At 71.8% G+C, this 18,463-nt stretch carries 17 protein-coding genes and 1 tRNA gene; 12 read left to right on the top strand and 6 right to left on the bottom strand.

Going from position 1 to position 18,463, the window contains the following annotated elements:
* Positions 1–36 precede the first annotated feature (36 nt).
* Positions 37–531: a MarR family winged helix-turn-helix transcriptional regulator gene (locus DEJ17_RS16290; protein ID WP_071406000.1), complete on the bottom strand. Its 495-nt coding sequence runs from the start codon at positions 529–531 to the stop codon at positions 37–39.
* Between the two features lie 79 nt (positions 532–610).
* Between DEJ17_RS16290 and DEJ17_RS16285 the strand changes: the two genes are divergently transcribed.
* The 4 genes from DEJ17_RS16285 (at position 611) to DEJ17_RS16270 (ending at position 5,314) form a co-directional block, all read left to right on the top strand.
* Positions 611–682: transfer RNA gene (locus DEJ17_RS16285), tRNA-Gln, on the top strand.
* Between the two features lie 95 nt (positions 683–777).
* Positions 778–3,555: a LuxR family transcriptional regulator gene (locus DEJ17_RS16280; RefSeq protein ID WP_110895311.1), complete on the top strand. Its 2,778-nt coding sequence runs from the start codon at positions 778–780 to the stop codon at positions 3,553–3,555.
* Positions 3,556–3,714: 159 nt separating this feature from the next.
* Positions 3,715–4,431 (top strand): alpha/beta fold hydrolase, encoded by a 717-nt coding sequence (locus tag DEJ17_RS16275; RefSeq protein ID WP_110895309.1) that lies wholly within the window; start codon positions 3,715–3,717, stop codon positions 4,429–4,431.
* Positions 4,432–4,477: 46 nt separating this feature from the next.
* On the top strand, positions 4,478–5,314 hold the full coding sequence (locus DEJ17_RS16270) for an alpha/beta fold hydrolase (RefSeq protein WP_110858899.1): 837 nt from the start codon (positions 4,478–4,480) through the stop codon (positions 5,312–5,314).
* A 228-nt stretch (positions 5,315–5,542) separates the two neighbouring features.
* Here DEJ17_RS16270 and DEJ17_RS16265 read toward each other — a convergent pair whose 3' ends face one another.
* From DEJ17_RS16265 to DEJ17_RS16255, 3 genes are all read right to left on the bottom strand, one after another.
* Entirely contained in the window at positions 5,543–7,009 is a 1,467-nt protein-coding gene (locus tag DEJ17_RS16265; RefSeq protein ID WP_110895307.1) for an SDR family oxidoreductase, read from the bottom strand.
* 30 nt (positions 7,010–7,039) lie between these two features.
* Complete coding sequence (locus tag DEJ17_RS16260; RefSeq protein WP_258366867.1) at positions 7,040–7,495, bottom strand: GNAT family N-acetyltransferase; 456 nt, start codon at positions 7,493–7,495, stop codon at positions 7,040–7,042.
* A gap of 62 nt (positions 7,496–7,557) precedes the next feature.
* On the bottom strand, positions 7,558–8,535 hold the full coding sequence (locus DEJ17_RS16255) for an SDR family NAD(P)-dependent oxidoreductase (protein WP_110895303.1): 978 nt from the start codon (positions 8,533–8,535) through the stop codon (positions 7,558–7,560).
* Positions 8,536–8,677: 142 nt separating this feature from the next.
* On the opposite strand from DEJ17_RS16255, the gene DEJ17_RS16250 reads away from it, so the two are divergent.
* The 5 genes from DEJ17_RS16250 (at position 8,678) to DEJ17_RS16230 (ending at position 13,232) form a co-directional block, all read left to right on the top strand.
* Positions 8,678–9,277, top strand: a complete 600-nt coding sequence (locus DEJ17_RS16250) for a TetR/AcrR family transcriptional regulator (protein WP_110895301.1) — start codon at positions 8,678–8,680, stop codon at positions 9,275–9,277.
* 301 nt (positions 9,278–9,578) lie between these two features.
* Positions 9,579–10,577 (top strand): ABC transporter substrate-binding protein, encoded by a 999-nt coding sequence (locus DEJ17_RS16245; RefSeq protein WP_181421260.1) that lies wholly within the window; start codon positions 9,579–9,581, stop codon positions 10,575–10,577.
* Positions 10,574–11,353: a trans-aconitate 2-methyltransferase gene (locus tag DEJ17_RS16240; RefSeq protein WP_110895297.1), complete on the top strand. Its 780-nt coding sequence runs from the start codon at positions 10,574–10,576 to the stop codon at positions 11,351–11,353. The genes DEJ17_RS16245 and DEJ17_RS16240 overlap by 4 nt, the downstream gene beginning before the upstream one ends.
* Positions 11,350–12,369: an iron ABC transporter permease gene (locus DEJ17_RS16235; RefSeq protein ID WP_220033671.1), complete on the top strand. Its 1,020-nt coding sequence runs from the start codon at positions 11,350–11,352 to the stop codon at positions 12,367–12,369. Before DEJ17_RS16240 ends, DEJ17_RS16235 begins: the two co-directional genes overlap by 4 nt.
* Positions 12,366–13,232, top strand: a complete 867-nt coding sequence (locus tag DEJ17_RS16230; RefSeq protein ID WP_110895295.1) for an ABC transporter ATP-binding protein — start codon at positions 12,366–12,368, stop codon at positions 13,230–13,232. The genes DEJ17_RS16235 and DEJ17_RS16230 overlap by 4 nt, the downstream gene beginning before the upstream one ends.
* Here DEJ17_RS16230 and DEJ17_RS16225 read toward each other — a convergent pair.
* A complete protein-coding gene (locus DEJ17_RS16225; protein ID WP_110895293.1) occupies positions 13,211–13,543 on the bottom strand; it encodes a hypothetical protein in 333 nt (110 codons plus the stop codon). The two genes, DEJ17_RS16230 and DEJ17_RS16225, sit on opposite strands and share 22 nt — an antisense overlap.
* 92 nt (positions 13,544–13,635) lie before the next feature.
* Between DEJ17_RS16225 and DEJ17_RS16220 the strand changes: the two genes are divergently transcribed.
* From DEJ17_RS16220 to DEJ17_RS17915, 3 genes are all read left to right on the top strand, one after another.
* Entirely contained in the window at positions 13,636–14,586 is a 951-nt protein-coding gene (locus DEJ17_RS16220) for a serine hydrolase (protein ID WP_110895291.1), read from the top strand.
* A gap of 57 nt (positions 14,587–14,643) precedes the next feature.
* Positions 14,644–15,351: a 5'-methylthioadenosine/S-adenosylhomocysteine nucleosidase gene (gene mtnN / locus DEJ17_RS16215; protein WP_110895289.1), complete on the top strand. Its 708-nt coding sequence runs from the start codon at positions 14,644–14,646 to the stop codon at positions 15,349–15,351.
* 237 nt (positions 15,352–15,588) lie between these two features.
* Complete coding sequence (locus DEJ17_RS17915) at positions 15,589–15,744, top strand: hypothetical protein (RefSeq protein ID WP_181419963.1); 156 nt, start codon at positions 15,589–15,591, stop codon at positions 15,742–15,744.
* A gap of 64 nt (positions 15,745–15,808) precedes the next feature.
* Here DEJ17_RS17915 and DEJ17_RS16210 read toward each other — a convergent pair whose 3' ends face one another.
* On the bottom strand, positions 15,809–18,232 hold the full coding sequence (locus DEJ17_RS16210) for an excinuclease ABC subunit UvrA (RefSeq protein ID WP_110895287.1): 2,424 nt from the start codon (positions 18,230–18,232) through the stop codon (positions 15,809–15,811).
* Between the last annotated feature and the right edge of the window lie 231 nt (positions 18,233–18,463).

The following is an 18,463-nucleotide window of genomic DNA, read 5'->3' as shown; positions in this document are numbered from 1 at the left end:
TACGCCGGGGCCGATCGGCCCGTGTCACGCTTTCGGTCAGTCCCCGAGGCCGAGGATGAGCCGGCGGAGCAGCCCGGCCAACTGCCCCTGCTCGTCGGCGGAGACACCCGACAGGATGTCCCGCTCGGCGGCCAGCAAGTCCGCGATCGCAGCGTCCACCGCCACCCGGCCCTTGCTCGTCAGCGACACGAGGATGCCCCGGCCGTCCTTCGGGTCGGTCCGCCGCCCCACGAAGCCGCGTGCCGCCAGACGGTCCACCCGGTTCGTCATCGTGCCGCTCGACACCAGGGTCTGCTGCAGCAGGGTCTTCGGGCTCAGCTCGTACGGCTCACCCGCGCGCCGCAGGGCCGACAGGACGTCGAACTCCCACGGTTCCATGTCGCTCGCGTCGAACGCCGTCCGCCTGGCGCGGTCCAGGTGCCGGGCGAGCCGGTCCACGCGGGACAGGACCTCGAGCGGGCCGAAGTCGAGATCGGCACGTTCACGACCCCACGCCGCGACGATGCGATCGACCTCGTCCTCATGCGGCATCCCTCCATCTTGGCCGAACCCGGGGCGGACAGCCAGCCTCGTCGGTCGTGGGAGGATGGAGGAGCACCCCCGGGTGCGTTCCGCCTTGGTGTAATGGCAGCACGACGGCCTTTGGTGCCGTTAGGTCCGGGTTCGAATCCTGGAGGCGGAGCGGGGGCCGATCGGTGTATCGGCAGGGCCGCTTCGGTGCACCACAGGACGCAGACCCTGCGTCGGCAGCACCGCTGCCATACTGACGGGGTGACGATGGTGCGGCCCGTCATCGGGCGTCAGCGAGAGAGCGCGGCCCTCCGAGAAGCCGTCCGCGACGTCGTTCGCGGTGGTTCTGCGTTCGTGGTCGACGGCGAAGCGGGAATCGGCAAGTCATCGCTGGTCACCGATCTGCTCGAGTACGCGAACACCCACGGGGTGCGAGCGATCACGACCACCGGCACCCTGGCGGAGTCAGCTGAGCCGTACGCCGCGCTCCACATGCTCCTGTACCCGCTGCGCGGCGGCATCGCGAACCTACCGGCACCGCAGCGACGCGCGCTGGACGTCGCCTTCGGTGTCGCGACGGGAGTCCAGCCCTCGCCGCTGCTCGCCGGCCTCGCCGCACTGACGCTGCTCTCCGACGCCGCCAGCGAACGTCCACTCGTGGTCGTCGCCGAGGACCTGCACTGGATGGATGCGCCGTCCGAGTGGGCGCTGCGCATGATGGCCCGCCGTGTCGGCGAGGACCCGGTCGTCATCGTCATGACCACGAGGAACACCGACATGGTGGAGACCCCGGGCATCCGACGTCTGCACCTCGGTCCGCTCGACGAATCGGCTGCCGACGAACTGCTCGACGGGATCTCCGGAGCGCCCACGGGTCAAGCTCGGCGCGACCTCGTGCTCCGCGCCGAGGGCAACCCGTTGGCGCTGCACGAACTCGGGCGGCCGGCCGCGGCGGTGGACCGCACGCGGGAACGCCCTGTCGTGGGCCGGGTCGAGCAGGAGTTCACCGCCCGGTTCACGGAGCTCGACCAGTCGGTCAGGTTGGCCATCCTCGCCGTGGCGCTGTCCGGCAGCACCAGTGCCGAGGAGGCAGCCCGGGTGGCTGCACGCGCGATCGGGCGCTTCCCGGCACCGACGTGGACGGAGCAGGCATCGGCGTCCTCGCTCCTCGAGTGGGTCGCTCCGCGTGCGATCCGGTTCCGACACCCGCTCGTGCAGTCGGCCGTCCTGTCGGCTGCGTCCCCGACGGAGCGCACCGCCGTCCTGCGGTCGCTCGTGATCGAACACCAGGACGATCCGCCCCGGACGACCTGGTGGCGCGCCGAACTCGCCACCGGTCACGACGAGTCACTCGCAGACGAGATAGCCGCGATCGGCGAAGGACGGACGGCGATGTCCGACCCGTTCGTCGCGAGCCGGGCGTACGAACGCGCGGCCGAACTGACCTCCGACGTGTCCAGACGCGTGGAGCGGCGCATCGTCGCGGCGGAACTCGCCGGACTGTCCGGCAGGATCTCGGAAGCGTCACTCCTGGTGCAGCGAGCACGCGACGAGGCGCCCGGTCGGCTGCTCGCGGCACGCGCGGCGTGGGTCGCCGAGACCCTGCCCACCGGTCGGACCGGCCTGGCCGTCGGCGACCTCGGACCGGCGCTCCACGCCGTCTCCGAGATGCAGGCGGCCGGTGGGGTCGAGCAGGCCACCGACGCGCTGCTGCACCTGGCTGCGATCGCCTGGGACCACACCTCCGAGGCGGACCCGGGCGACCCGATGCTCGTCGCCGTCGAAGCCCTCGCGCTGCCCGAGGACGACCCGCGGTCGCTCCTGCTCGCCGCACGGACCGAGCCGGTGGCGCGGGGCGATCGTGTCCGAGAGCTGGCGCTGGCGGCGGCGCCGACGGCCCAGGACGAAGCGTCGGCCTGGCTCCTGGGCTACGCGCTGAACCTGGTGGGCGAGATCGACACGGCTCGCGTCCTGCTCGACCGCGCCCTCGCGAGCATGCAGGCGCGTGGTGAGCTGCGGACGTTCCCACAGGCGCTCATGGGGACCTCGATGACCACCTACCTGGCCGGGGACGTCGCCAGGGCGCGAGTCCTCGCGGAACAGGCCGCATCGCTCGGCCGTGACCTGGGTGACGCCGGTTTCTCCGCAGCGGCGCGGTGCGCGCTCGCGTGGTTCGACGCGCTCGAGGGCAGGTACCCCGACGCCGAACGGATCGCCGGCGGGACCGAGGCGGGCGCGCAGGTACTCCGCTCGAGTGCGATGCGCGCAACGCTCCTCGGCGCGACGGGGTTGGCGCACCTGCACTCGGGCCGAGCAGCGGAAGCGCTCGAACCCCTCCGTCGCCTGTTCGACCCCGACGACGACGCATTCAACCCGTCCTTCGCCGTCCTGACCTCCCACGACTACGTCGACGCCGCGCTGGAGTCCGGCAACCGTCCGGACGCCGACCAGCGGTTGGCGGACCTCGAGCGGCTCCTAGCGCGCTGGCACGCCCCGATGGTCCAGGCCGCCGTCGAGTACGCCCGGACCGCCCTGATCGACGACGACGGCCTCGAGGCGGCGTGGGCGACGCTGCGGCACGAACGCTGGCCGATCCCGTACCTGCAGGCCCGAGCGTTCCTGCGACTCGGTCGCCGCCTGCGTCGCACGAACCGCACCACCACCGCCCGCGCCGTCCTGCACGCCGCGCTGGACCTCTTCGAGGCGATGCCCGCCCCGACCTGGGAAGAGCGGACGCGGGACGCCATCCGTGCCACGGGCGAGCGGCTGCCGACGACCGGTCAGCGCAACATCGAGCTGCTCACCCCACAGGAGCTCCGGGTCTGCGCGCTCGCAGCCCAGGGGATGAGCAACCGTGCCATCGGTGAACACCTCTTCGTCTCGCCCCGGACGGTGGGTGCGCACCTGTACGCGGCGTTCCGGAAGCTCGGCGTCTCGACTCGGCAGCAGCTGCCGTCGGCGCTGGCGCCCGAGACGACGACAGCGACGACAGCGACGACAGCGACGACAGCGACAGCGGCGCACGACCAGCCGGCGACCGACTGACACCCCGGCCCACGACCGACTAAGTCACAGGACGGCAGATATCGGTCATCGCGACCGATGTGCACCGCCGGTCCGCGCCCCTAGCGTCTCGGACGGGAGCACCGCTTCCACACCGACGCCGGTTCGTGGCACCGGCTGCGGACCAGGAAGGACCGCACCGTGACCAGATCCCCCACCATCGTCCTCGTCCACGGAGCCTTCGCCGATGCCGGCAGCTGGGCGCCCGTCACGAAGCTCCTCTTCGACCAGGGTCACAAGGTCCTCGTCCCACCCGTGTTCAACCGCAGCCTGTCCGGCGACGCGGCCTACATCAAGTCCTTCGTCGAGCAGATCGACGGACCGGTCCTGCTCGTCGGGCACTCCTACGGCGGCGCGGTCCTCACCGTCGCCGGCGTCGCCGAGAACGTCGTCGGCCTCGTCTTCGTCGCCGCGTACGCACTCGAGGAGGGCGAGAGCCTCGGCGCCCTGCAGGGCGGCTTCCCCGACAGCGACCTCGCCGCGAACCTGGTGTACGCGCCGTACCCCGTCGACGGCGCCGAGCCCGGCACCGACGTCTCCGTGGCCATCGACGCCTTCCCCGCCGTCTTCGCGGGTGGCCTCGATCTCGAGAAGGCCGAGGTCCTCGCGGTCTCGCAGCGTCCGCTGTCCGCCGTCGCGTTCGGTGAGCCCGCATCCGTCGCGGCGTGGCGGACCAAGCCGTCCTGGGGCATCGTCTCCAGCGCCGACCACACCATCAACCCGGACGTCGAGCGCTTCGGCTACCAGCGCGCCGGCGTCCGCAAGGTGATCGAGATCGACGGACCGCACCTGGTGATGCAGACGCACCCCACCGAGGTCGCGGCGTTCATCACCGACGCCGTCGCCGAACTCGGCTGACCACCCACCGACCACCACAACCGCAGAACAGCACAGGAGAGCAACCATGGGTTACGTGACCACCGACGACGGTGCAGAGATCTACTTCAAGGACTGGGGCAACGCAGACGCGCAGCCGATCGTCTTCCACCACGGCTGGCCGCTGTCCTCGGACGACTGGGACGCGCAGATGCTGTTCTTCCTGGCCGAGGGCTTCCGCGTCATCGCGACCGACCGACGCGGTCACGGCCGCTCGTCGCAGATCGGCACCGGCCACGACATGGACCACTACGCGAGCGACGTGTCCGCGGTCGTCGAGCACCTCGACCTGCACGACGCCGTCCACATCGGCCACTCCACCGGCGGCGGCCAGGTCGCTCGCTACGTCGCCCAGTACGGCCAGCCCCAGGGCCGGGTCGCGAAGGCGGTCCTCGTGTCCGCCGTGCCGCCGCTGATGGTGAAGACCGACGCGAACCCCGAGGGCACCGACATCTCGGTCTTCGACGGGTTCCGCCAGGCACTCGCTGCGAACCGTGCTGAGTTCTTCCAGGCCGTCGCGTCCGGCCCGTTCTACGGCTTCAACCGCGACGGCGTGACGCCGTCGGAGCCGGTCATCGCGAACTGGTGGCGTCAGGGCATGACCGGCAGCGCCGTCGCGCACTACGAGGGCATCAAGGCGTTCTCGGAGACGGACCAGACCGACGACCTGCGAGCCATCACCGTGCCCGTCCTCGTCCTGCAGGGTGACGACGACCAGGTCGTGCCGTACCAGGACGCCGCGCTGAAGCAGGCCGAACTCCTGAGCGACTCGACCTTGAAGATCTACGAGGGCTACCCGCACGGCATGCTGACGACCCACGCGGACGTCATCAACCCGGACATCCTCGCGTTCATCCGCGGCTGATGCCGCTGACGCTGCGTTCGCGGCGATCCTGACCGGAGGCGCGGTGCACGTGGGTCTGCCGACCCACCTGTACCGCGCCTCCGGTCATCGTGCGCAGCCGTGGGAGCACCGATCGCCGGGTCGTCACCCCTGACGGTGGTGCGCGACTTCCTGGTGCGCTTCGCCGCGGTCCTGCCGCAGGACACGACCCGTCGAAGCACTGACGGAACCGGTCCGGTCAGCGCCTCGTCACCACGAGCTCGGCGCGTAGTCCTTCAGGAAGACCCCGAACAGGTCGTCGCCGGCTTCGCCCCGGACGATCGGGTCGTAGACGCGTGCTGCCCCGTCGACCAGGTCGAGCGGTGCGTGGAAGCCCTCTTCGGCGAGCCGGACCTTCGTCGGGTGCGGGCGTTCGTCGGTGATCCAGCCGGTGTCGACGCTCGTCATCAGGATGTCGTCGGTCTCGAACATCTCCTGCGCGCTCGTGCGGGTGAGCATGTTCACGGCGGCCTTCGCCATGTTCGTGTGCGGGTGTCCCGGCCCCTTGTACGCGCGGCCGAACACCCCCTCCATGGCGCTGACGTTCACCACGTAGGTGCGGCGTCCTGTGCTCGCGGCCATCGCGGGGCGGAGCTTCGAGATCAGGATGAACGGTGCGGTCGTGTTGGCCAGCTGGACCTCGAGCATCTCGAGTGGGTCGACCTCGTCGACCTGCTGGGTCCACGAGTTCTCGTCGTGCAGGTCGGGGACCAGGCCGCCGGCGTCGATCGCGGTGCCCAGGGCGAGCCGTTCGAGCGAGCTCGATCCCGGCGCCATCGCCTGCTCGGTCAGCTCGTCGGCTCGGGCTGCGGCGGCCGCGAGGATCGGGTGCGCGGCCACCGATCGTGCGAGCGCCAGCGGGTGCTGGTCGTTCGTGTGCCCGAAGGTGACGAGTTCGGGCAGCGGTCCGTCGGGCAGCGGCGCGAGTTCCACGTCGACCAGCGGCTGGTAGGCGCCGGTCGACCGGCGCACGGTCTGTGTGGCGTTGTTGATCAGGATGTCGAGGGGACCGGCCGCGGCCACATCCTCGGCGAGCCCGATCACCTGGGCGGGGTCGCGCAGGTCGATGCCGACGACCTTCAGGCGGTCCATCCAGTCGGCGGAGTCCGGCAGGCTCGCGAAGCGGCGCACCGCGTCGCGGGGGAACCGCGTGGTGATGGTGGTGTGGGCCCCGTCGCGCAGCAGCCGGAGGGCGATGTACATGCCGATCTTCGCGCGGCCGCCGGTGAGCAGCGCCCGCTTGCCGGTCAGGTCCGTCCGGGCCTCGCGCTTCGCGTGGCTCACACGAGCGCACGCCGGGCAGAGCTGGTGGTAGAACGCGTCGACGACCGTGTAGTGCTGCTTGCACATGTAGCAGGGCCGTGACTTCAGCAGGGTGCCCGCGGTGGTCGACGCGGTCGAGGCGCTGATCAGGACGCCGCGGGTCTCGTCGTCGATCCGGTCGGCGGCCCCGGTGGCGGTGGCGGCGATCACACGGCGGTCGGCCTCGGCGATGACGCTGCGCTTCTCGAGACGGTGCGCACGCTTGACGGCCTTGAACATCTTCGCGGTGGCCCGGCGGACCCGGATGAAGTCCGGATGCGTCTCGTCGATCGACGGCAGCTGCTCGAGCACCCGGAGCGCGACGCTCAGGTCGTCGGGGTCGATGCCGCTGGGTTCGGGGTGCTCGGAGCTCACACGCGATCCTACGTCGGGACCGAGCACCGATCAGACGAGCTGCTGCTCCATGCACACGCTCGTCGGGTCGTCGACGTACGGACCGAACCGGGGGATGTCCGCGTACCCGGCCTTCCGGTACAGCGCGATCGCCGCGGCCTGCGGCAGGCCGGTCTCGAGCCGGACGGTCCGGATGCCGACCGCGCGGGCCCGGTCGTGCAGGGCGTCGAGCAGCCGCGTCCCCACGCCGAGCCCACGCGCGGCGTCGCTCACGAACATGCGCTTGACCTCGCCGGTGCCGTCCCCGGCGTCGACGAGCGCCACCGTGCCGAGGGCGGCGCCGTCCTCACGCGCCACCAGGAACGTGACGTCGGGCTGGTCCAGGTCGTCGACGTCGAGGGCGTGGTAGTTCTCGGCAGCGTAGAGGCTCAGTCCGTAGTCGTCACCCTGCTGCAACAGGTGCAGGACGTCGTCCTGCCGGGGGCTCTCGATCCGCACGGTCAGCACCGTCACACAGTAGCGAGGACAGCGCGGCCAGTGAGCAGAATGGAGCCCCCGGCCGACGGCGATCAGGCCAGGAGTCCCTCGCTGACCTCCCACAGCCGCCGGGCATCGTCGGCGTCGAGCATCGCCGAGTTCGCGTCCGACGGGATGCGGTCCGCGGTGAGGGGCAGGACCCGGTCGTCGATCACGGCGACGTCGCTGTCCTTCAGGTAGACCCCGCCGGCGCCGTCGAGCAGCGGGCTCGCGGCACCGAACACGAGCGTCGCGGCGCCCTGCTCGACGGTCTTCTTGCCGACCTCGGGATCGATGACGGTCACCCCGTGGTCGTCGACCAGTCCCTGCTCCCGGTACGAGGCGATCCGAGAAGCGTCGTGCGGGCCGGATCCGATGATGACGCCCGGGTGTGCGGCGAAGGCGCGGATGCCCTGGTCGGCGTACCGGCGGTCGAGTTCCACCGTGAACAGGACGTTCGCCCGCTTCGACTGCCCGTACGCGGTGACCGGGTCGTACCCGTGCGCGAACGTCAGGTCGTCCCACCGGATCTGCCCGAACCGCGCCGCGCCGGAGGTGACGGTCAGGACCCGCGCACCACGGGCCTCCAGCAGGGCGGGCAGGAGCGCCCGCGTCAGCTGGAAGTGCCCGAGGTGCGTCGTCGAGAACGCCAGCTCGTTGCCGCGGCCGTCGAGCCGGCGGTCGGGGGTGAAGAGCATCGCGGCGCTGTTCACGAGCATGTGCAGTGGACGGCCGGAGGCCGACCAACGTGCGGCGAAGGCGTCGACCGACGACGGGTCGGTGAGGTCGAGGGGCTCGACGCGGACACCGGGGATGCTCGCGACGGCGGCGGATGCCCGGTCGACGTCGCGGGACGCGACGGTGACGTCGGCGCCGGCCGCCGCGAGGGCGCGGCTGGTCTCGCGGCCGAGGCGGCTGTGTCCGCCGGTCACGACGACGTGCCGGCCGGTCAGGTCGACGCCGTGCAGGACGTCGGCGGCGGTGGAGGCGGCGGTGAAGCCGCTGGGCTGGGGGTGCTGGTCGGTGATCACGAGTGGTGCTCCTTCAATTCGAGCTGCAACGTGCCGCCTGAAACGGAGCGACGTTCCGGAACGATACGGAACAACGATCCGGATTGCAAGGGGAAGCGGAGCGTTGTTCCGGATCGCATCGGTGTCGTGCGATGATCGACGCATGAGCACCCCGTCGACCGACCCCGCGCCGCGTCGCCGTCGCGACGTCGAGCGCAACGAGCGCACGATCCTCGACGCCGCTGCCGCGGTCTTCGCGGCCTCGGGCGTCGGCGCACCGGTGCGCGAGGTCGCCACCGCCGCCGGTGTCGGGGTGGGCACGCTCTACCGGCACTTCCCGACCCGTTCGGACCTGGTCGTCGCCGTCTACCGCCACCAGATCGAGGCCCTGGTCGACGCGGGGCCGGCGTTGCTCGACTCCGAGCCGACAGCGTTCGCCGCCCTGCTGCACTGGGTGCACCAGTTCGTCGACTTCCTCGGCACCAAGCACGGCCTGGCGCGTGTCTGGGAGGGCGACGCCGACGGCTTCACGGCGCTGCACACGCTGTTCGTCGACGAGCTCGTGCCCGTGCTCGGCCGGCTGCTCGACGCCGCGCGGGCGTCCGGCGAGGTGGCCGCACCGACCCCGCCCTACCAGCTGCTCCGGGCCGTCGGCGACCTGGTGGCGTGGAGTCCTCAGGACCCCGACTACGACGTCCGGACGATTGTGACCCTCCTGGTCACCGGGCTGCGGCAGGCGCAGCCGGTGACCGACAGCGCGTAGCCGACCGGGCGCACCGGCCGCGACCAGCCATCGGGCTGGAGGCGCGGTGCGGGACCGCCACGGGCCTCCCGTCCGTCATCACGATCGTCGAGGGCCGCGCCAGCGCCGTCGGTCGGTCGTTTCGGTCGGGATCGCCGCGGTCGGCGTGGTCTCCCTGCTGCTGCGGCTCGTTGCGGGCGTGCTCCTCCGGCTCTGACCGCCCACATCTGCAGCGGGCGCGTCGCGGTGCGGCGACGTGCACCGGCCGCGTTCTCGGGCTGCCGATTTGTCGTGCTCGCGATCGCCCCATAGCCTCATGCACATGAAAATCGTTATCACGGGAGCAGTCGCTCTCGTCGCGCTCACGCTCGCGAGCTGCGCGGGCCCGACCGCCGCCGGTGGAGCATCTCCCAGGGCCTCCGCCACCACGGTGACGAGCTGCGGGATGCAGCTCACCGTCCCCGAACCCCCGAAACGGGCAGTGGCGCTCGAGCAGGGAGCGACCGAGGTCATGCTCGCGCTCGGCCTGCAGAGTCGGATGGTCGGGACCAGCTACCTCACCGACGCCGTCGCGCCCGAATGGCGAGACGCGTACGACGGTGTCCCGGTGCTCGCCGAGCAGTACCCGACCACCGAGCAGCTCCGCGAGACGAACCCCGACTTCGTGTACTCGATGCGGGCGTCGGCCTTCGCCTCCGAAGCCGCAGGCAGTCGGGAGGAGCTCGTCGACCTCGGCGTGCCCGCGTACCTGTCGTCCAACGACTGCGAAGACCCGGCGCTCATCCCCGACGAGGTCGGGTTCGACGCGATCCTCGACGAGGTCACCGACATCGCCCGGGTGTTCGGCGTCCCGGAGCGCGCGCGTGGACTCGTGGCCGACCAGCGAGCCACCCTCGAGCAGGTCACCGCTGCGGCACCCGACACCGGCGAGCCCTCGATCGTGTGGTTGTACTCGTCCGTGAACGGCGCCCCCGTGGTGGCCGGTGCGAACGGACTCGCCGACACGATGGGTCGCGTCGCCGGGGGGACCAACGCGTTCGATGACCTCGACGCGCAGTGGGGTGAGACGAGCTGGGACGAGATCGCGCAGCGGGACCCCGACGTCATCGTGGTCGCCGACCTGTCCCGCGGTCTGCCCGGCGACAGTGCCGACGACAAGATCGAACAGCTCCGGACCGACGACGTGACGAAGCGGCTCAGCGCCGTCCGCGACGACCACCTCATCGCCGTCCCGGCGACCGAGCTCGACCCGTCGGTGCGCAGCATCGACGCCCTGGAGACCGTCTCCACCGCCCTGACCGAGTACTCGGAGGAACGATGACGACCACGACCACCACCCCCACGGCTGCCGAGACCGAGCAGGCACTCGCCCTGCTCGCGTCGTGGGACACCCAGCAGGCTGCCTACATCACGCACCGCGAGCAGCGCTTCGCGGTCATGCTCGACGTCGTCGACCACGTCGTCCCGCGGGGCGGTGTGGTGCTCGACCTGGCCAGTGGTCCCGGCTCGATCAGCCAACGCATCACCGCCCGTCGCCCGGACGTCACCTGCATCGCCGTCGACTACGACCCGGTGCTCCTGGAGCTCGGCCGGACCGCACTCGCCGGACAGCCGGTGCGCTTCGTCGACGCCGACCTGTGGGACCGCGACTGGACGGCCGGACTGAACGGCGTCGTCCCCGACGCGGTCCTCAGTTCGACCGCCCTGCACTGGTTGCCGTCGGACGTCCTGAGCCGTGTCTACAACGACCTCGGTTCGCTCCTCGCCCCCGGCGGCGTGGTGATGAACGCCGACCATCTGCGTCACCTGGACGGGCGGACGCTGTTCGCGGAGCTCAGCGCCCTCGACGACGAGCGGACGCAGCAGACCGACCGAGCCGCCGGTGCGCTCGACTGGGACCAGTGGTTCGCGGAGGTGACCGCGATCGAACGGTACGGACGGCTCGTCGGCGAGCGGGAGCGGCGGTTCGAGCACCGCCCGCCGAACCCGGAACTCAGCCTCGACTTCCACGTCGCGGCACTCGAGGTCGCCGGGTTCGCCGAGGTCGGCCCGGTCTGGCAGTACCTCGACGACTTCGTCGTGCTCGCCCGCCGGTGACCCCGACCGCGCTGCGCGGCGCGATCGTCGTGCCGGTGCTGTCGGCGGCGCTCGTGGTCGTCGTCCTCGCGGGCGTGGCGCTCGCCGGGGGGACCATCACGTGGACCGACACGGTCCGGTCGATCGGCACGCACCTCGGCCTGCCGGTCACGCCCCTGGCTCCGTTGGCGGACTCGGTGGTCTGGCAGCTGCGGCTGCCGCGTGTGCTGCTCGCGGCGGCAGCCGGCGCGGGACTGGCGGTGTGCGGGTGTGTCCTGCAGGCCGTCACCCGCAACGTGCTCGCCGAGCCCTACCTGCTCGGCATCTCGTCCGGCGCGTCGACGGGAGCGGTCCTCGTCCTGGTCCTCGGCATCGGCGCGGGCTCGGTCACACTCGCAGGGGGTGCGCTGGCCGGTGGGCTCCTGTCCTTCGCGCTGGTCTTCGCGCTCATGGGGCGGGACACCGCGAGCACGAGTCGCGTCGTCCTGACCGGAGTGGTCGTCGGCCAGCTCTTCTCCGCCGTGACGTCGCTCGTCGTCACGGCATGGGGAGACGCGGACGCGACCCGCGGCATCACGTACTGGTTGCTCGGCTCCCTCGCAGCGGCCCGGTGGTCGTCCGTCGCCGTGTGTGCCGTCGTGGTGGTCGTCGCCACGGTGGTGTTCGTGGCCGTCGCACCCGCGCTCGACGCGTTCGTCTTCGGGCACGACGCCGCGGTCGCACTCGGCATCGACGTCCGGCTCCTGCGGATCATCGTGCTCGTCGGCGCGGCTGCGACCACCGCGGCAGTCGTCGCTGCGGTCGGCGCCATCGGCTTCGTGGGGCTCGTCGTCCCGCACGCCGCCCGCATGCTCGTCGGACCGGGGCACCGTCTCCTGCTCCCGGTGTCCGCGCTCGCCGGGGGTGTGTTCCTGGTCGTCGCGGACCTCGTCGGCCGTCTCGCGTTCGCACCGCACCAGATCCCGGTCGGCGTCGTGACGGCGCTCATCGGTGTCCCGACGTTCCTGGTCGTGCTGCGCCGAGGGCAGCGCGCATGAGCGAGCAGCGGGTGATCAGCGAGGACCCCGGCGTGCTGGAGGCGCGCGACCTCGGGCGATCCGTCCACGGAGTCGACCTACTCACCGGCGTCGACATGATCGCGCCCTCCGGGCGGATGACCGGAATCGTCGGGCCGAACGGCTCCGGCAAGTCGACGCTCGCACGGTGCCTGGCGGGTGTCACGCCTCCGGACCACGGCACCGTCACGCTCGATGACACCGACCTGCGGACCCTGCCGCGTCGATCGGTCGCTCGGAGGCTCGCGTTCGTCGAGCAGCAGGGGCACGCGGAGATCGACCACCGCGTCCTCGACGTCGTGCGGCTCGGACGCCTGCCGTACCGATCACGCCTGGGGGCACTCGACGAGGACGCCGACGAGGTCTGCCGCGCCGCGCTCGCCGAGGTCGGGATGGCCGGGACGGACCAGCGGCGCTGGAGCGGGTTGTCCGGTGGTGAGCGGCAACGGGTGCAGGTCGCGCGTGCACTCGCCCAGACACCGGACGTCCTCGTGCTCGACGAGCCGCTCAACCACCTCGACGTGCACCACCAGTTCGAGCTGCTCGACCTGCTGTCGACCGGAGCGAACACCGTCGTGATCGTGCTCCACGACCTGGACCTGGCAGCGCGGTACTGCGATCACCTCGTCGTCCTCGACGGCGGAGGGGTCGCGGCCGACGGCGTGCCCGCTGACGTCCTCGACGCGGACGTGCTCGATCGCGTCTTCCGCGTCCGCGGGACGACCCGGCGGACTCCCCACGGCGCCCGGGTGGACCTCCACGGCGCTGCGTCGAGGCATCGCGACGCCGGCAGGTCGCGCCGACGCCCTCTCGGTCCGCCAGATCAGCCCGTCGGCGTCGAGTAGAGCACCGCGAGGGTCGCGACCAGCCCGACGACCACGATGCCGAGGTCGAGCACGGCCAGGGTCACGAGTCGCGTGCGCTGCGGCCGGACGGCGGCCCGCACCACGACCATCGTCACGAACAACACGACGACGAGCACCAGCGCCGGCCACCCGATCGCTGGCGCACGGATCGCCATGAGCACCATCACCGCGGCGACGATCACGGTCGTGACGGCTCCCCACACGAGCCAGTTCGAACCCGACGCCGTCCGGAGTGCGGGCTGGTCGCCGACGCGGGTGGGATCGGGGCGGCGGGGCTGTTCGTCGGACACGAGCCGGACGGTACGCGGCGGCCCCTGCCCGTCCCCGCAGCCGCTCGGCCACGAACGGCCATGCATGCCGCTCGGCCACGAGAGGATGGGGTGTGCACACCGCTGCGACCATCCTCGACGCCGTCGTCCGGCACATCGACACCACCGGGTTCGCCGCACACGGCATCCACGTGCGCACGCGGACTGCGGCTCCGGGCACCGACGACGTCGCCGAGCACCACTGGACCGCCGACGTCCGACGCGAGATCCACTCCGCCGCGAAGGGCGTCTGTGTCCTGGCCACCGGCATCGCGGCCGACGACGGCCTGGTCGACTTCGACGAACCGATCGCGACGTACCTGGTCGGCACCAGCACCGGCCTCGGTACGGAGGGCGGCCTCATCCTCGGCGACGGCGTCGACCTGGTCACCCTCCGGCACCTGCTCACCATGACGAGCGGCATCGACATGCCGTGGTCGGCGACCGAGCTGACGGACTGGCCGGACCTGGCGGCGGAGTTCCTGCGGCGACCGTCCCGCGGCCGGGTGTTCCAGTACGCCAACGCCAGCACCTACACCGCGATGCGCGCGCTCGAGACCCGGGTCGGTGACGTCGGTGCGTTCGTCGCGGAGCGGCTCTTCGCGCCGCTCGGCATCCAGGACGTCGAGTGGCAACGCTGCCCGAACGGGTTCGTCGCCGCGGGCGAGGGGCTGTCGCTCCGCACCGAGGAACTCGCCCGCATCGGCCGGTTGATCCGCGACGGTGGCGTGGTCGACGGACAGCCGATCGTCAGCGCCCGGTGGTGCGACGCGATGCACACCGACTGGGTGGAGCGCGAGGGCACCGGCCCCGGCTACGAGCGGTACGCGATGGCCGGGTGGGGCGGTCCCGGCCGACTCTGGCGGCTGCACGGTGCGTACGGTCAGATGCTGCTGTTCGACGAGACCGAGGCGAGCAACGACACCGGCACCGTCGTCACCATCACCGCCGACGACCACTTCGGCGCCGACGCGCTCGCCGCCTTCGTCGCCGACGAGCTGGCCCGCCAGGACCCCCGCCGGTAGCGACCGCGACGACCCGACCTGCACGTCCGCGCGCGCCCGGCGTGGGAGGATCGATCAGTGCAGCAGCAACCCGTCGCGATCATCATCGCGGCCATGAGCGAAGAGGTCTCGGCCTTCGCCGACCTCTTCGGCGGTGTCCCCGTCCTCGACGGCCCCGTCGGTGGCCACGACCCGCACCAGCTGCTCGACATCGGCGGTGCGACCGTCGTCGTGCGCCGCAGCGGCATCGGCTTCACGAACGCCACGGCCGCCGTCGCCCACGGCTTCCACGACTTCGGCCCGGGCATCCCGGTCATCAGCGTCGGGACCGCCGGCGGGCTCATGCACGGTGTCTCGATCGGTGACGTCGTGGTCGGCGACCGGTACGTCAACCTCAACGCCGACGCCACGGCGTTCGGCTACGCGCTCGGTCAGGTCCCCGGCATGCCGACCGGCTACGCGCCGGACGCCCGGCTCGTCGAACTCGCGATGGGTGCCGACATCGCGTGGCCCCTGCGGTCGGCGACGATCGGCTCGAGCGAGATCTTCGTCACCGAGGGCCGCGCCCGCTCCCTCCGGGTCGCGTTCCCCGAGGTGGCCGCGGTCGACATGGAGTCGGCCGCGATCGCGCAGTTCGCCCACGTGCACGACATGCCGTTCGTGTCGGTCCGGTGCATCAGCGACCTCTGCGCACCGGACGGCACCGAGTTCCGCGAGCACCTGGACGACGCCGCGGCGCGCGCAGCGCGCGTGCTCCACGACCTGGTGCTCGGCCTGCGTTCCTGAGTCCGCCCCGTGCACCGGCCTGGAGGCGCGACTCACCGCCGCCGGTCCGGCGGCGGTGATCCGGGCCTCCCGTCCGTCCCCGCCTGGTCGCGTGCGCTGCGCTCCGCGGCCATCTCACGGGCGGAACTGCGTTCGACGGACGTTCCGGGACGATTTGCGAACCCGGCTCGGAGCCTCTCGCTAGCCTCCATTTCGGGGGGCCAAGGAACCACGGCCAATCACACAGGGAGATCAGCCATGAGCGCCTACACGAGCGACGACAACGTCGAACCTGCACGCATCACCACCTTCAAGCGCGTCCGCAAGCAGTGGCGCCGGACGGGTGAGGTCGGCTACACGCACAGTGGCAGCGACTTCTTCCGCGACGACGCCCCGGAAGCGGTGCAGCGGTAACCAGCGGCAGCCACGAAGTGCCCGTCAGGAGTGATCCTGGCGGGCACTTCTGCGTTCGGGGCGCTCAGCCTCCGAGCTGGTCCCGCAGGTAGGGCGCGGTCCGGCTGGTCGTCGAGGCGGCGACCTCGGCGGGCGTACCGGCGGCGACGACCCGGCCGCCGTCGTCACCGCCCGAGGGACCCATGTCGATGACGTGGTCGGCGCTCGCGACGACGTCCATCGCGTGCTCGACCACGACGACGGTGTTGCCGGCGTCGGTCAGACGGGCGAGCTGGGCGGTCAGCAGCTCGACGTCGGCCGGGTGCAAGCCGGTGGTGGGCTCGTCGAGCAGGTACAGGGTGTGGCCGGTCCGCGCGCGCTGCAGCTCGGTCGCGAGCTTGATGCGCTGGGCCTCGCCGCCGGACAGCTCCGGGGCGGGCTGACCGAGCCGCAGGTAGCCGAGGCCGACCTCGCGGAGGGTCTCGAGTCCCCGCCCGGCCGCGGGCAGGGACGCCAGGAACGGCGCCGCTTCGTCGACGGTCATGCCGAGGACGTCGGCGATGGACGCCCCGTTCCAGCGGACCTCGAGCGTCTCGGCCGTGTAGCGGGAGCCGTGGCACTCGGGGCACGGAGCCCAGCTGCCCGGCAGGAAGAGGAGTTCGACGGACACCGACCCCTCGCCCTGGCAGACCTCGCACCGTCCGCCGGCGACGTTGAACGAGAACCGTCCGGCGGTCCAGCCCCGGGCCTTCGCGTCGTCGGTCTGGGCGAAGGCGGCCCGGACCGCGTCGAACAGGCCGGTGTAGGTGGCGAGGTTCGAGCGGGGTGTCCGGCCGATCGGCTTCTGGTCGACCTGCACGACGCGGTCGATGAGCGGGTGCGACGTGGCGACCCCGGGCAGGACGCCGCCGACGAGCGACGACTTGCCGGAGCCGCTCACTCCGGTGACCGCGGTGAGGACACCGAGCGGCAGGTCGACGTCGAGCCCCCGCAGGTTGTGCAGGGTGAGGTCGCGGAGCTCGAGCGTGCCGATCGGGGTCCGGACTGCGCGGTCGGCGGTCGGCTGCCGGGGCTCCAGGAAGCGCCGGGTGACCGAGGCCTCGACCTCGGCCAGGCCGGCGACCGGGCCGCTGTACAGGACGGTGCCGCCGCCGGTGCCCGCGCGGGGGCCGACGTCGACGATCCAGTCGGCTCGGCGCACGATGCTCATGTCGTGCTCGACGACGAAGACGCTGTTGCCGCCGGCGCGCAGGTCGTCGAGGACGTCGACGAGTGACTCGGCATCGGCGGGGTGCAGCCCGGCGCTCGGTTCGTCGAGCACGTAGACGACGCCGAACAGGCCGGAGCGCAGCTGCGTCGCGATCCGCAGCCGCTGGCTCTCGCCGGGGGAGAGCGTCGGGGTGGCGCGGTCGAGCGCGAGGTAGCCGAGGCCCAGACCGACCAGGACCTCGACGCGGGTGAGCAGGTCGCGTGAGATCGCCACGGCGACCTCGGTGTGCTCACCGGACGATGCTCGCGACGTCGCCGCTGCCGCGTCGGTGATCGCCGCGATCGGGCGCAGGACGTCGGCCAGGCCGGTCAGCGGCAGGGCGTTCAGCTCGGCGATCGAGTGGCCGCCGATCGTGACGGCGAGTGCTGCTCGGGTCAGGCCGGTGCCGCCGCAGAGCCCGCACGGGCCGGACTCGACGAACTGCAGCACCTTCTTGCGCTGGGTCTCGCTCTGCGAGTCGGCGAGGGTGTGCAGCACGAACTGACGCGCGCTCCAGAAGCGTCCCTTGTAGGGCTTCGCCACGCGGTCACGCTTCGGCTGCACCTGCACGACGGGCTGTTCCTCGGTGAAGAGCAGCCAGTCGCGGTCCTTGCGCGACAGCTCGCGCCACGGGCGGTCGATGTCGTAGCCGAGCACGGCGGTGACGTCGCGCAGGTTCTTCCCCTGCCACGCACCGGGCCAGGCGGTGATCGCGCCGTCGCGGATGCTCAGCGACGGATCGTGCACGGCCGATGCTTCGGTGACCTCGTGCGCGGTCCCGATGCCGTGGCACCGGGGGCAGGCGCCGGCGACGGTGTTCGGCGAGAAGGAGTCCGACTCGAGCCGGTCGGCGCCGGACGGGTAGGTGCCGGCGCGCGAGTAGAGCATGCGCATCGAGTTCGACAGCGTGGTCATGGTGCCGACGGTGGAGCGGGAGCTCGGGGCGCCGCGACGCTGCTGCAGGGCGACGGCGGGCGGCAGTCCGGTGATCGAGTCGACGTGCGGGGTGGACCCCTGCGCGATCAGCCGCCGCGCGTACGGGGCGACGGACTCGAGGAACCGGCGCTGGGCCTCGGCGAAGACGGTGCCGAAGGCGAGCGAGGACTTGCCGGAGCCGGAGACGCCGGTGAACGCGACGATCCGGTCGCGGGGGATGTCCACGTCGACGTCACGCAGGTTGTTCTCGCGGGCGCCTCGGACGCGGATGAAGTCGTCCGGCCCGGGTCGGTCGTCGGTGGGGGTCGAGCGAGGAGCGGGCATTCGCTCGATCGTAGGCTCGGCCACTGGGAGGAGCAGGACCGCCGGCGGAACCGCGAACGACGAAGAGCCGCTCCGCCCTGATCGGCGGAGCGACTCTTCGCGTCGTGCGGTGGTGCTCGTGTTGCGGTGGTGCGGCAGGTGTTACTTGATCTGGGCGGTGATGGTGGCGGTGCCGACGAGGAGGCCGCGCTTGACGGCGTCGGTGCCGAAGGTCTTGTTCAGCAGGCCGGC

Origin of the sequence: Curtobacterium sp. MCSS17_011, assembly GCF_003224275.1 — a bacterium.
Taxonomy (GTDB): Bacteria; Actinomycetota; Actinomycetes; order Actinomycetales; family Microbacteriaceae; genus Curtobacterium.
This window is presented reverse-complemented; position numbering and strand designations above follow the sequence as displayed.

Coding starts and splice junctions, on each gene's coding strand:
- DEJ17_RS16290 (WP_071406000.1), bottom strand. CDS start 531: ATGCCGCATGAGGACGAGGTCGATCGCATCGTCGCGGCGTGGGGTCGT.
- DEJ17_RS16280 (WP_110895311.1), top strand. CDS start 778: ATGGTGCGGCCCGTCATCGGGCGTCAGCGAGAGAGCGCGGCCCTCCGA.
- DEJ17_RS16270 (WP_110858899.1), top strand. CDS start 4,478: ATGGGTTACGTGACCACCGACGACGGTGCAGAGATCTACTTCAAGGAC.
- DEJ17_RS16250 (WP_110895301.1), top strand. CDS start 8,678: ATGAGCACCCCGTCGACCGACCCCGCGCCGCGTCGCCGTCGCGACGTC.
- DEJ17_RS16245 (WP_181421260.1), top strand. CDS start 9,579: ATGAAAATCGTTATCACGGGAGCAGTCGCTCTCGTCGCGCTCACGCTC.
- DEJ17_RS16240 (WP_110895297.1), top strand. CDS start 10,574: ATGACGACCACGACCACCACCCCCACGGCTGCCGAGACCGAGCAGGCA.
- DEJ17_RS16230 (WP_110895295.1), top strand. CDS start 12,366: ATGAGCGAGCAGCGGGTGATCAGCGAGGACCCCGGCGTGCTGGAGGCG.
- DEJ17_RS17915 (WP_181419963.1), top strand. CDS start 15,589: ATGAGCGCCTACACGAGCGACGACAACGTCGAACCTGCACGCATCACC.
- DEJ17_RS16210 (WP_110895287.1), bottom strand. CDS start 18,232: ATGCCCGCTCCTCGCTCGACCCCCACCGACGACCGACCCGGGCCGGAC.